16 protein-coding genes are annotated in these 12,470 nt (G+C 68.6%); 2 read left to right on the top strand and 14 right to left on the bottom strand.

The window, feature by feature from the left end:
- Nucleotides 1–4: 4 nt before the first annotated feature.
- From ACRAS8_RS36525 to ACRAS8_RS36465, 13 genes are all read right to left on the bottom strand, one after another.
- Nucleotides 5–1,273 (bottom strand): hypothetical protein, encoded by a 1,269-nt coding sequence (locus ACRAS8_RS36525; protein ID WP_438490728.1) that lies wholly within the window; start codon nt 1,271–1,273, stop codon nt 5–7.
- 1,107 nt (nt 1,274–2,380) lie between these two features.
- The gene (locus ACRAS8_RS36520) at nt 2,381–2,581 is read right to left on the bottom strand and encodes a hypothetical protein (protein ID WP_438490727.1); all 201 of its coding nucleotides are present in this window, start codon (nt 2,579–2,581) and stop codon (nt 2,381–2,383) included.
- A complete protein-coding gene (locus tag ACRAS8_RS36515; protein ID WP_438490726.1) occupies nt 2,582–3,106 on the bottom strand; it encodes a hypothetical protein in 525 nt (174 codons plus the stop codon).
- 146 nt (nt 3,107–3,252) lie between these two features.
- Nucleotides 3,253–3,414, bottom strand: coding sequence for a hypothetical protein (locus tag ACRAS8_RS36510; RefSeq protein WP_438490725.1), 162 nt, complete (start codon nt 3,412–3,414; stop codon nt 3,253–3,255).
- 45 nt (nt 3,415–3,459) lie between these two features.
- A complete protein-coding gene (locus ACRAS8_RS36505) occupies nt 3,460–5,145 on the bottom strand; it encodes a DUF2637 domain-containing protein (protein WP_438490724.1) in 1,686 nt (561 codons plus the stop codon).
- 210 nt (nt 5,146–5,355) lie between these two features.
- Nucleotides 5,356–6,159 (bottom strand): hypothetical protein, encoded by an 804-nt coding sequence (locus ACRAS8_RS36500; protein WP_438490723.1) that lies wholly within the window; start codon nt 6,157–6,159, stop codon nt 5,356–5,358.
- A 131-nt stretch (nt 6,160–6,290) separates the two neighbouring features.
- Nucleotides 6,291–6,536, bottom strand: coding sequence for a hypothetical protein (locus tag ACRAS8_RS36495; RefSeq protein WP_438490722.1), 246 nt, complete (start codon nt 6,534–6,536; stop codon nt 6,291–6,293).
- Between the two features lie 105 nt (nt 6,537–6,641).
- Nucleotides 6,642–6,923 carry a hypothetical protein gene (locus tag ACRAS8_RS36490; RefSeq protein WP_438490721.1) on the bottom strand — a complete coding sequence of 94 codons (282 nt, stop codon included), beginning with the start codon at nt 6,921–6,923 and terminating at the stop codon, nt 6,642–6,644.
- A gap of 168 nt (nt 6,924–7,091) precedes the next feature.
- Entirely contained in the window at nt 7,092–7,409 is a 318-nt protein-coding gene (locus tag ACRAS8_RS36485) for a hypothetical protein (RefSeq protein WP_438490720.1), read from the bottom strand.
- A 17-nt stretch (nt 7,410–7,426) separates the two neighbouring features.
- Nucleotides 7,427–7,648, bottom strand: coding sequence for a hypothetical protein (locus ACRAS8_RS36480; RefSeq protein WP_438490719.1), 222 nt, complete (start codon nt 7,646–7,648; stop codon nt 7,427–7,429).
- A 283-nt stretch (nt 7,649–7,931) separates the two neighbouring features.
- Nucleotides 7,932–8,066, bottom strand: coding sequence for a hypothetical protein (locus ACRAS8_RS36475; protein WP_438490718.1), 135 nt, complete (start codon nt 8,064–8,066; stop codon nt 7,932–7,934).
- An 8-nt stretch (nt 8,067–8,074) separates the two neighbouring features.
- Nucleotides 8,075–8,374, bottom strand: a complete 300-nt coding sequence (locus tag ACRAS8_RS36470; RefSeq protein ID WP_438490818.1) for a WhiB family transcriptional regulator — start codon at nt 8,372–8,374, stop codon at nt 8,075–8,077.
- 230 nt (nt 8,375–8,604) lie between these two features.
- Nucleotides 8,605–9,228, bottom strand: coding sequence for a hypothetical protein (locus tag ACRAS8_RS36465; protein WP_438490717.1), 624 nt, complete (start codon nt 9,226–9,228; stop codon nt 8,605–8,607).
- Nucleotides 9,229–9,607: 379 nt separating this feature from the next.
- On the opposite strand from ACRAS8_RS36465, the gene ACRAS8_RS36460 reads away from it, so the two are divergent.
- Together ACRAS8_RS36460 and ACRAS8_RS36455 are read left to right on the top strand one after the other, a co-directional pair.
- Entirely contained in the window at nt 9,608–9,934 is a 327-nt protein-coding gene (locus ACRAS8_RS36460) for a putative quinol monooxygenase (protein WP_438490716.1), read from the top strand.
- Nucleotides 9,934–11,190, top strand: a complete 1,257-nt coding sequence (locus ACRAS8_RS36455; protein ID WP_438490715.1) for a helix-turn-helix domain-containing protein — start codon at nt 9,934–9,936, stop codon at nt 11,188–11,190. The genes ACRAS8_RS36460 and ACRAS8_RS36455 overlap by 1 nt, the downstream gene beginning before the upstream one ends.
- 179 nt (nt 11,191–11,369) lie before the next feature.
- On the opposite strand, the gene ACRAS8_RS36450 is transcribed toward ACRAS8_RS36455, so the two are convergent.
- Entirely contained in the window at nt 11,370–11,984 is a 615-nt protein-coding gene (locus ACRAS8_RS36450) for a hypothetical protein (RefSeq protein ID WP_438490714.1), read from the bottom strand.
- Nucleotides 11,985–12,470 lie beyond the last annotated feature (486 nt).

Here is a 12,470-nt window from a genome sequence, read left to right as displayed (position 1 = left end):
TCTCCTATTCGACGTGGTAGTCGCGCTCAGCGGGCGCGGCGTGTCCGGCGTCGCGGACGGCGTCGGCGAGCGGCTTGTGGCGTCGCTCCGCGTTCTGGCCGGCGGTGGCGATGGCCTCGGAGGCGGCGGGCAGCTTCTCCGCCAGGGCCTCCGCCTTCGCCTTCACGCTGACGGCCTTCTCCGCCAGGATCAGTACCCAGCCCTCCAGGACGCCGGGCACCTTGAGGTCGACGATCTTCTGGTGCAGGGCCTCCAGTCGCGTCATCATCTTGTCGCAGCCCTCAGCGGCGGCGCGGGCCTCGTCGACGCCCGCCATGATCTCCTCCGCCATGTCGGCGTCGGAGTCGATGACGTCGGCGATCGTCAGGTCGCTGTCCGCGTACTGGGTGTTCGGTGCCTTCGTCGGGACGGGCACAGTCACTCCGGTTCCTCCTGTCCTTGATGCCGGAATGGCCCCGGCGGGAACGCCGGCCGCGCGGCGGTTCTCCCGTCGGCGGGCGGTCCAGCCCTCGCCGCCGACCTGTTCGACGGTGATCGTCGTGCCTTCGGCGTAGCCCCAGCCCGGGGGTGGGCCGAACCCTCCGCCCGGTGCTGCGCCCGGACCCGGCGCGGTGCCGGAGCCGGTGGAGCTGGTGGAGCTGGACGGGTCGGGAGCCGGGCGGCCGGAGCGGCGAGCACTCGCCCGCTCCCACCAGCCGCGGCGGGAACGGCTCTTGTCCGCCTTCGACTTGGGGTCAGTGGTGGTCGGCCCGGTCGGCTTCGGCCCGGCCGGTCCCGTACCGCCGGCGGCGGCCGTGCCCGACCCGGGCTTGCGCGGCTTCTTGGTGAGCTTGACCTTCTTGCGGAGGTTCACCTTCGGAGCCGTGCCGCCGGTGTCGGCCGCGCCGGGCTTCGGCTTCTTCGTGAGGTCGACCTTCGGGGCCGCCGGGCCGCCCGCGCCGGTGGTGCCGGTCTTGGGCTTCTTGGTCAGATCGACCTTCGGCGTCGTCGGTGTCGTCCGGGCCGGGGCGGGCTTCTTGCCCTTCTTCTTGGGGACCTTGGTCAGCACCGGCGGGTCCAGCCGCTTACGGCGCTTCTTCAGCCGCCGCGCCGACTCCTTCGCGATGGCCGCCGGCAGCGTGACCCGGCCCTTGCCCTTGCGCTTCGGGCCGGGGCCGCCGCTGCCCGGCTTCCCCGCGCCCTTCTTGCCCTTGCCCTTGCGGACCGTGGTCAGGACGGGCGGGGATAGCTGTTTGCGGCGCTTCTCCAGCCGGCGCGCCGACTCCTTCGCCACCGCCTCGGGCAGCGTGACCCGGCCCTTGCCGCCCGAACCCGTCCCCGACGTCTTCGACTTCGTGCCCGACGTCGGGGTCTTCGAGCCGGTCCCGCGGTCCGGCCTCGACCCGGAGGACGGTGTGGTGCCGCCGCCCGAGCCGGCCTTGCCGAGGGGGCCGGTCCCGTTCTTCGGCCTCGGGCCGTTGCGGATCCGGTCGGCAGCACGGTCGCGAACGGCTCCGGAAAGGCCGCCGGAGCTGTTCCTCGTACCGGTTGACGGGGCCTTTCGGCCCCCATTCCCGGTGTTTCCGACGCCCTTTGCCCCGGAGGGCTCCAGAGCGCCCCTACGGCCTCCGCCACTGCCTCCATACCCGCCGGTGCCCAGCGAGGGCGTACGGCCGCCAGAGCCGCCGCCAGGCGTCTTGCTGGGCGTCTTAGACCTAGAGCCGCCCGACGGCTTGGAGCCGCCGGAGGAGCGGAGCGTGCTGGGCGTGGAATTCTCTCCGGAGTTTGTCCGGCCACCTCCGCCGCCTGCCGAGCGGATGCTGCGCCCGAATTCTGGACCGGACTGCAAGCGGCTTTTCTGGCGGGCCGCCTCAACACCGATCGCGGCTTTATCAGCCGCCGCCCGCTGCTGATCTGCAATTGCCCGATGGTGTTCGTGGCGGGCTTTCAGATAAGCAGCTGCATTCCATGCGCCGCGCATTGCGGCGACGGTAATACCGGCCATCATCACCACCGACATGGCGGCGATTCCCTGCCCTTCCGAGCTGTCCGGCATTCCGGGGTCAGTGTGTGCGGTCGTCGTACTGCCGCCGCCGCTGACGTCGGAATTTCCTGCCACCAGCAGGGAGGGCGGGGGCGCCAGCTCGGGCAGGTCGGTCAGGGACGGGGCAGCGGCCCCGGGCGGCGGCGGGCCGCTGCCCACCGGCCCCGGGATCGTCAGCCCGCCGGGGAAGCCGAGGACGGTCCCCCCGGCGTCGTCGTCGGCCATCGGCCGTCTCCTTCGATTAGTCACTCAGGGTCATGAACCCGGGAGGTCTCACGCGCGCGTATAGGCGCGCGTGTAGGACCCCCGGATTCACGGAGTAAAGCGGTGATGATGAGCAGTGATGAGCGCGGAGCGTTACGGCCCGGGCCGCCGGCCTTGCTGCTCCGTCGTCCAGCGCTGGAGCAGCAGGACCAGGTCGGCCCATGCCTTGTCGTCGGCGCCGGCCAGGAGGCGGGCCAGGTCCCACAGCGCGGTCGCCCGTGCCTTGTTCGTCGCGGTCTCCGCCAGGCGCTTGTCCCAGCGGGCGACCTGGCCCTTGGAAAGCGGAGCGGCCACTTATCGGGCCCTCTTTTCCAGGAAGTCCAGGAAGGTGTGGTCACCACCGTCCGTGGCGGTCTTCTTCACGACTCCCTTCCCGTCGCCGGTCGGCTCGGTCAGGGCGTTCGAGAGGCCGTTGAGATGCCCGGCGGTGCCGACCGCACGGGCGGTGTTCAGGCCCTTCTTCCTGGCCTTCTCAAGCTCCTTCTTCTCCGCCTTCCTCTCACGCTTTTCGGGCAGCTCGACATAACGCCGCTGGTATTCGGCGTCGAGCTTTCCGGCGTGATTTACGGCGTGCCGAAGGTCGCTTTCGAGTTGCGCCAGCGGACGCGACGCGAGAAAGGCTCGGATGCGGGCCTCGAAGGGCTTGTCCCCGTCGAACTTGATGTTCTCCAGGTCGGCCCGGTACTCGCGGAGCAGCGCCCTGACCTCGTCGGCCATCTGACGCAGCCGCTCGCGCTGCTGGGCGCCGTACAGGGCGGTGCCGCCGGGCTTCATCAGGTGGTCCGACGTCCACCTGGCTGCGCTGTTGATCTCGGACATGTGGCAAGACCTCCAGGTCTCGGGGTGTGCGGGGAACAGCCAGGTGGAAGGCTGTGCGATGGCGTTTCGGCGCCTTCACCGCGCTCCCGAGGCGCTGCCTTCGTCTCGGGGGCCGGTGGAACCGTCGAAACAGCGGTTCGTGCAGGTCAGCGCCGCTTGCGCGGCAGCAGACGGGGGTGGCACCACCAGCACCCGGGGCCGTGGTCGTGCTCGGTGCGGGCGTGGGCCAGCAGGAACGGCGTGGCCACCACGGCGGCCAGGGCCACCAGGGCGAGCACCAGGCCGATCGCGTACGTCAGGTCGCTCATGTTGAAGTCCTCTCGGCTCGGCGAAAGTGCAGGTCAGGGTTGATTTCAGGCAGCTTCGGCGGGCAGTTCGCTGTTGTCTTGGAGGATCTGGATGGCGCGCTTGCGCCGGCCGGATGCGGTGCCCTGGGAGACGCCAAAGGTCTGCTCGATCCGGGTGAGCGTGACGGCCTTCAAGCCCTCTGCCCGGATCATGTCGGCGACCTTGCGAGCCTCCCGTTCAGCCGGGGTGAGCCGCGCTTCAGCCTCCAACTCAGCCGCCCTCAGCTCGTCCTCGGCCGCCTTCAACCGGGCCGCCTGAGCGGCCCGCTCGTCTTCAGCCGCCCTGCGCTCCAGCGCCTCCGCCTCGGATTCCGCTTTTGCCTTCTTCAACCGGTCCTGCTCGGCGTTCAGATCCGCTTCACGTGCCGCCTTGCGGGCTTCAGCCGCCTCCTTCTCGGCCTCCGCGGCCCGCTTGTCCTCCTCTTTCTTGATCCGGCGGGCGGTGGCCGCCTCCGCGCTCTCCTTCAACTGCCCTTCGGCCTCCAGCTGGCGGGCTTCAAGCTCGCGGCGACGCTCTTCCTGCTTCTGCTGGGCGAGGAGCTCTGCGCGCTCCGACTCCCAGCTGAGCTGGCCCTTTTCTCGCTGGCGGGCCAGCTTGTCCTGGCGTGCTTGCTCTTCTGCCTCCAGCTCCTTGACCTTCGCGTCGGCCTCGGCTGCCAAGCGCCTGGCCTCTGCATCCGCCTGCGCGCGTCGGACTTGAAGGTCGGCTTCAGCCTGCTGAACCGCCACTGAGGTCGCGGCCTCGGCCTCTGCCTTGGCTGCCCTCAGTTCACCCTCAGCCCGGACCTCGGCGGCCTCCGCCTGAAGCTCTGCGGCCTTGGTCTGAGATTCCGCTTCAATACGCTGAAGCCGTGCCCGAGCACGCTGAAGGTCCCGGTTCTGCTCTCGAAGTTCCTTCGCGGCCTCCTGTCGGTCGGGCTCCTCCAGTGCCTGCTCGATGGTCATGCCATAGGCCGCGAGCCGAAGCGGTTGAAGGTCTTCCTCCGTGGCCTTGAAGCGCCACCAGCGGCCGTACTCGCTGCGCAGTCCGGAGCGGTAGACCATCAGCTCACGGTCACGCTCCAGCGCCTCCTGGTAGGAGGTGATCTCCCAGGACTTCATCAGCCGGTTCACGCGGAACGAGCTGACCGGCTGATATAGCCAGCGGGAGACGCGGATCCGCTCCATCTGACGACGGCCCTTGAGTCGGCCGATGTGCGCGGCATACAGCTGCGCGGCGATCTCGGAGAGGGCCACCCACAGAGCAGCGAGGGCGGCATGCCCGAGCTTGCCTGGGAGTGTCGCGCCCGTCGACCAGTTGAGGACGATGGTCACGATCGTCAGGACGCGGGGCACCCACTTGACCCAGGCGAGCGGTTTCTCCGCCTTCACCAGCAGCAGGTTGACGATGGAGAACGTCAGGATGCCCAGGTCGACGCCGATCGGCAGCATCCACGCGTACTCGCCCCAGCCCCAGCCGCCCCGGGCGGCCGTCGCCGCGGCCTTGCGCTCCAGTGCCCGGTACGACGACGCCAGACCAAGCGTGCCAACGCCGACGCCGGAGGCGACTCCAGCCGCCAGCAGCCACTTCTCACCGCGCGACCACTCGATCACTTGCGACTCACGCGTGGGCTGCGCCTTCTGAGTCCCAGGCTCACCGCGCTGCGGCGCGGGGTCTGCGGGCAACTCGGATTCCTGTTCCTTGTACGGCACGTGTTCCAGAAGTGGGGGACTGGGGCTAGCCACTACGGCCTCCTTCGTTTCAAGTCAGGGAAGGTGCGGAGGGTTGCTTGCGAAACGGACACCGGCTCTACCCGCTCCGGGCGCACAAGAAGGCCGGCGGCCCGGGGGATGGGCGGCCGGTCTGGGGGAGTGCTGCCGGGCGGGCTCGAAACTGCCTACGGCGTGCGGTGGGAGCGAAGCTCAGTCGAGCGCGCGGTCGGCCGGGTCCGCGGCGCCAGCGAGGTTGGCGACCTCGCGCAGGCGCTCTCTCTGCGCTTCGACCAGCTGCGTGGCCGATGCGGTCAGCGGGGTGGCGCGGCCGTAGTAGTCGACGCCGTTCCTGACGATGCGGTACTGCGGGAGCGGGTGGGCGTAGTCGTCGACGGGGTGGATCATCCAGTCCGACGCGTCGTACCCGAGCTCCTGGGCAACGGTGGTGAGCGGCAGCTTCTCGTCATACCCGGCGACGTCGATCTGGTCGGCGGCGACCTTGGCGAGCTTCGCGGCGACCGTGTCCCAGTCGCCGGCTGCCTTGTTCACCGCGCGCTCCGCGTCGGTCAAGCGGAGCAGCTGCGCTCGCCAGTGGCCGTCGCTGGTGCTCCAGAACTCCTCGAAGACGGCGATCAGTTCGTCCCGTGCCGTCGTCCAGGCCGTCCAGAGCGACGCGGCCTTGTGCAGGAGTGCCTTGGCTTGGCGTCGAAGCCGGGCGTGGGACCACGCGATGCGGGCAGCGGTGTACTGGTCGTGCAGCGAATCCCGCAGCTCCCAGGTCAGCGACGTGTCGTCGTACGCGGTGGTGGGGAACGTCGGCGTCGGCTCCGTGCCGGTGAACGGCGCGAAGGTGTAGACGATCCATCCCTCGCGCTCGCCCGGCGAGGTGCCCAGGAAGTGCGGGTGGTTGTACCGAGATGCGTTGACCGGTGCAGCGGGTGCCGGGGCGCTGGGCTCCTGGCGGTGGGGCAGGCCGGTGTCGTCCAGCGGCATACGGAGCGGGATGGTGTGCATCTGCGGTCCTCCTGCGTGATCGGAAGTCCGGGGTGTTCCCGGACCGGGGCGTGCGGAAGGCCGACGGCCCGGGGTGCAGGCGGTCGGCCTGGAGAAGTGCCGTGGGACGGGTCAGGCAGCCGACAGACGGGTCAGTCGAACTCGTAACCGTCCGGGACCTCGCCGGCGCGCAGGGACTCCGCAATGTCGCGGTACGTGGCGGCGTTCTCGCTGTGGATGTCGAGCGCCCGGGCGGCGGACTGCTGCGCGTACTCGGAAGCAGTCGGGTCCGCGATGACGCTCTTGCAGTCGGCTGCCGCCTCGTCCGCAGCCGGGGCGGCGGTGTTCTCCCAGTAGTCAGCGTCGCTGTTCATGCGGGCTCGGGTGATGCGTGCCATGGTGTTCCTCCTGGTCCGACGTGCGGTCCGGGCTGTCCGGCTCCCTGCAACTCAGCCCGCACCACCAGGCGGTGGGGCGGGCTGAGGAGGCAACCGACAGAACGGTCAGGCCGTCAGGAGGGGCATGGCGCGGCACGTCTGTGCGTGGGCGTTGGCGTCCCGGCGAGCCTCGTCCCGCTCGCCCGGGAGGTAGCGGCCGCCGTCGAAGCGAATGGGGTTGGGCCCGTCGCTGCGGCCATCGGCGTCGCAACCCAGGCACTTCCAGACGAAACCGTCCACGTCGCGCACCTCGTCGCTGACGTAAGGCCGGCCCTGTCCGGTGTAGCGGGTGGAGAAGCGGTGCGAGCGCAACTCGACGGTGGCGCCACCAGCGGTCAGGAAGCGCATGATGACGGTCGTCTGCTCAGCAACGGACCCAGTGGTGGTCTTGGTGGTGCGCCTCCCACGCACTTTCGCACGGCGAAGCCGACTGGTTGCAGGCATGGTGTTCCCTTCGTTGGATCGATCGAGGTAGATGGCGTGATCAGCGGAGGTGCCCGGTTCTGTCCTGCCTTGTCAGGCGGTGGGCTGAGGTTGGGGGAGGGCGCGGCACTTCTCGGCGTGCCTCTGCGCCCACTTCGACGCGTCCGCGCGGGCGGAGTCGAGCGCCTTCTGGAGGGCCTCCTCGGGGGCGTACTCGCAGTCCAGGTAGTAGCCCTCGTAGTTGATCGGCGTGTGGATGGTCTCGCAGCCGGAGCAGGCCGCCGTCGCGAAACCGCGCCTGCCTGCGAGGCTGATGTCGACGGTCAGGGCGGGGTCGCGCAGGGCCTCGCCGGCGACAGTGAGGAAGCGGGCAATGACACCCTCGGGCCAGGCGATCTGGGTGGCGATCACGTGCGTGGGGCTCCTTGTTAGTCGGTGAGGACCAGGCCGTGGCCAGTGGCTGCCGAAAGGGCGACGCTGACGACGACCTCGCCGTCGACAACGTGCCGGCCGGTGACGACCAGACCGTCGCAGGCGGCGCGGGCCAGAACGGGATCGGTGCCTTCGACGAGGTGCTCGTAGGCATCGAAGTCAGCGGGCGTCCAGCGGCTGCAGGGGCCATGCACGGTCCGGAATTGGGTGGGAATCATCGCTTCTCCTCGGCGAGAGCGGAGTGTGTGCAGGTCGTGGATGGGATAGCCGGAGTCCCACAGCGCGCTGGCGGCCACCGCGGCGGCTGTCAGCGCGCTGTGGGCTTCGGGATGCGCGAACCCGTAGAGGGCAAGGGCCCGTGCCGCGCGAAGCTGCGCGGCACGGGCCCGGTGTATCGGGCGGGAGGTCACTGCTACAGCGAGCCCCCGGGCTGACGCTGAGGCAGCGATGGCATCTGATCCGTGGTGTCAGGGGCACGGTCGTGCTGCGGGTCGGGCTCACTCACTGGGGCTCACCCCGAAGTTCCGCTGCCTGCCGGGCCGCAGCTGCGGCGGCCTCCGCGGCCCGCTGGGCTTCCTCGATGTGCCACCGGGCGAGCGCGTCAGCAGCTTCCTGATCAGCGATCTGATCGGCCATCCACCCCATCAGACAGCCCCCCTTGCTCCGACGCCGGCAGCAGCCTGACCGGCCGCTGCCGCGCGACGGGCACGTCGACGAGCAGCCGCACGCTTCAATGCACGCCGCTCGTCCTCACTCGTCCCGCCCCACACGCCGTGTTCCTGGTGGGCCTCCAGTGCCCACTGCAGGCAGTGCTCGATGACGGGGCAGCGGCGGCAGACGGCCTTGGCTTCCTCGATCTGCAGGAGCGCCGGTCCGGTGTTGCCGAGGGGGAAGAACAGGTCGGGGTCTTCTTCGCGGCAGACCGCGCGGTGACGCCAGTCCATGCCGCTCACCGCCCGTTCCGGACGCGGCGCAGGGCCTCGTCCATGTTCGGGTCGGAGTCGCCGTCGTACTGTGCGATGCTGTGCATCAGGTCCTCCTTGCAGGTCCTGGACAGCCCCGGGGGGTTCCAAGTCGCCGGGGCTGTCGCCGTTGTGACTGCCGTACGAGCAGCCACGACCCTGGCCACCCGCTTCGAGCGCGGAGTGGTCGGGGCCGTGGTCGTTCGTGCGGATCAGTGCACGGGACGCTGGGGGTGAAGGGTGGTCAGCGGAACCGGCGGGCTACCCAGCGGCGTATCACCGGCGGGTCGTTGCGCGCGCCGGGTGTCGGCGTCGTTGACCGCTGGCGCCGATGAGGCCCAGCCCATTTCCCGCACCAACCACAGGGTGCGTCCGTCGCCCCCGTCGTCCGCCACCGATCGCAGCTGGGCGGCGATCTGGCTGACTGCTGGCGCAGGCGCGACCTTGGGCTTGCGCAGCACGTTGGTCGGGCGGCGGGACAGTGTGTCGTTGTGTGCGTCGACCAAGGCCCGGTGCCACTCGGGGAGTGTCAGGTCGAACTCGATGCGGCGATTGCTGTTGCGGCAGCGGATCGCGGCGCCTTCGCCAGCCTTACCGGTGTGGTGCGGGACGAGCTTTTGCTCGCGGCCCTGCATGCCGGTGATGGGGCACCAGGTTTTGCAATTCTCGCAGTAGAGGACCGCCATCAGCGGGTCCCGCAGGTCGATGTGTGAGGGCGGGATCTGGGAGAGCTTGATGGCAGGCAGGTGACTGACCCGCTTCGTGTGGGTCCGCCTCGGCCGCTTCTTGGCCGTGGGCGTTGCGGCGGTCGTGGGCATCGCGGAGGTGATGGCCATGGAGAACTCCTCAAATGAGAGGGGGATGAGGTGCGTCGCGGTGCTCTCTCCGCCCACCAGGCGCACGGGGCGACCCGGCGTCCTGGGGGACGGACAGCGCATAGCGCTGCGACGTGCACGCAGTGGTCGAGAACCCGGGGGATTTGGTGGTGCTATCACTCCCGGCCACCCCTGAGGGGCGGACGAACCACCGCGGTGGTGCATGTGGCTCCGAGCAAGGGACGACCAAAGGGAAGCCCGTCCGCGTTCAACGGCGCCACGCATCCAAAGTAGTAGCACTTGCAGTGCTAGTCAACAGATTCAGTGCTAGCTAGCACTTCACGCGTCGAGTGTGAGAATCTGTGTTCGTGATATCGCGGCATAGAGAGGAAGGTGCACCGTGGCCAGCGGCTTTGCACTGACAGTGCGGTTCACCCTGCGAGATGCAGCGGCTGCCCAGCAGTTCGACGAGCTGGTGGCGCGGACCTCCGCCGGTATCCGCATGGAGCCCGGGACCCTCGTCTACGCCGTGCACACGCCCATCGAGGAGCCGCTCGTGCGGGTCTTCTACGAGCTCTACGCGGACCAGGATGCTTTCCAGGACCATGAGGAGCAGCCACACACCCGGCACTTCCTCGCGACCCGCGAGCAGTTCCTGACCAGCACCGAGGTGACCTTCCTCAAGGAACTGGCAGATGTCAGCAAGCGCCCCGGTATGGAGGGGTGATGAAGCCAACGGGGAAGAACGTCGACCCGCAGGACCGAGCCTTCGGCCAGCGCGTCCAGAAGTACCGCAAAGATCGCGGACGGACACAGACCGAGCTCGCCGCGGCACTCGGAAAAACCAGCAGCTGGATGTCTCAAGTGGAGCGGGGCATCCAACCAGTACAGCGGGTCGACCTGCTGCAGCAGCTCGCAGACGAACTGGGCGTGTCAGTACAGCAACTGCGCCCCGGGACGCCGCCGGAGCTGGGCGGGCGTTCGCAGGCTCCCACCGCTCTCTCGCTCGCCAACGACCTTGAGGAAACCCGGCGGCTGATCTCCGGACACCCAGCGCTTCCCACTCTGCTCAGCGGCAGCCGTACTGGCGGAGGGAAACCGCTGGAGGCACTCCGGGGCGATGTCGACGACCTCTGGGAGCTCACTCACGGGGGACAATTGGCACAAGTCAGCGTCCTCGCAACGGATCTGCTCCCCGAGCTCGAGCGAGGGGCCCGGACAGCCGAGGAAGAGCACCGCACGGAGCTACAGCTGTTGCTCTCCCGGACCTACCAGGCGTTGTCCGCAGCTTTCGTACGGCAGGATGAAGCTGATGCCGCATGGGTCGCCGCCGACCGCGCCATCTTCGCCGCAGAACGATCCGGGAACCCCCTCCACGTCTGCGCCAGCGTCTTTCGTCTGGTCCATGCCTTCGTACGGCTGCGGAGTCTCGACCAAGCCGAACACGCAGCTCGCACGGCCATCGATGCATTGCGGGAACAGGAAAGTCGCTCACCGGAGGCTCTGTCGGTCCTCGGCTCTCTCCACCTGGCACTCGCGCTCGTTCACGCCCGCGCCGGCGCCAGAGCCGATGCCAAGACAGAGATCGACCAGGCGCGCGTGATCGCCACTCAGCTCGGTGAGGACCGGAATGACTTCAACCTGGAGTTCGGGCCGGCCAACGTCGAGGTCCAAGCGGTGAGCACCGCAGTTGACCTTGGCGACGCCGGAGAAGCGCTTGACATCGGCCTCAGCATCAACGCCGACGAACTGTCACCTGAGCGTCGAGGGCGGGTGCTGATGGACCTGGGGCGAGCACACGCGCAGAGGCGGCACGGAGGAGAAGCCCTCGACTGCCTACTGCGCGCGGAGGCCATCGCGCCCGAGATGATCCAGACCCACCAGGCAGCTCGCGCCACCATCCGTGAACTGGTACTCATCGCCGGCCCCAATGCGCCTCGCGAACTGCTTGAACTCGCCGAGCGGGCTGATGCCCTTGAGTAGGCCAAAGCCGCGCGGACGGCCGACCGCTGCGCTTCCCGCCTAACGGGAGCACGGCTCGAAGGCACCCGTCAGGCGGGAAGCCGGCAACAGCCCACTCGAATCCCCTTGGCGGCGACAGCAAAGTTTGTTCACATCATGGGTGATCAGCACGTTTGTACGGCAAGCAGTTTGAGATGACCTCACCAAGGAGGCGTGGCGAAGGGATGAGCGAGGTGACCGGCCGCAGCTGTGCGTTCCGCCCCCGCTGGCTTGAGCGCGTTGAGTGCGGCGTTGAGCGTCGCAGTATCCCGCTGCCATCGCTTCGGCGCGGTGAGCTTCAGTCGCGGTGCGTCATCGTGGTCGAGGACTTGGCTCTTGCAGTCGATGACGGGGATCAGACCGAGGTTATGGGAGTAGATGAGCACGGGCTTACGGGCGATGAGGGACCGGAGTTCGTGGCGGGCAGTGGGGCCCAGGAAGTAGACGCGACTCCCAGGCCGTTTCGCCCTGCCCACAACGACCAGGCCGTCGAGTTCGTCGGCAATACCTTCCCAGTCGTAGGCTCGTTCACCACCGAAAATATTCTCGTAGTGCAGCACCTCAACCCCCGCCGGCAGAGCCTCTGTGATTTGGGTAAGCCTGCTCTGCCACTTCTCGCTGCTTCTCGTTCGGGGAGGCACGCTGATGTAGACGCGGGTGAGTGCTCCCGGAGCCCGGCTGGCGGCAATCCGCTCCATGGCTGCCACGAACCTGTGCTGTTGCACCGGTTGGGCGAAGGTTTCCACGTCCAGAGGGTCAGTCGGCGTCGCGTGCATGCTGCTCATCATGCCGTTATGAGCTCCAATCCGTTGACGAGGGGGCAGGGCGCCGTCGGCCTGGCAGGGCGTCAGAAAGGCTCTACGCAAGGGCGACACGGGTGGTGCCGAGGTGTCGTTGCTGCCCGTGAGGGGGGTAACGTGTCTGAGGATAAGATCGATACAGACATGGCTAACCCCCCGCGAGTTACCGCTCCGGGGGGCATGGCCAAGGACCTTAACAAGGAAGGTCTCAACGTGGGTAAGGATACCCGTACTTTTTTGCGTACACACAGCAAGGCGTCTGCCGTAGCAGCGATGACTCGCGCGTCGCTCCGGCAGGCGCCTTCTCTCGTCTTCCGCGACGGTCTGGTCGCGGGTGTACCTCTCCCCCGGAGGGGGTGGAGATGAGGTAAGTCCACTGGGCGGCTTTGCCGCCCTGGCCGCTGGTGTTGGCGCACCGTGCGCGGCCTTCGTGTCATCGGACCGGTTTGGCGACCGGGCCGG

This window comes from Streptomyces sp. S186 (genome assembly GCF_051603415.1).
GTDB lineage: Bacteria > Actinomycetota > Actinomycetes > Streptomycetales > Streptomycetaceae > Streptomyces.
The sequence above is the reverse complement of the archived record's forward strand: the minus strand, read 5'-3'. Positions and strand labels throughout refer to the sequence as shown.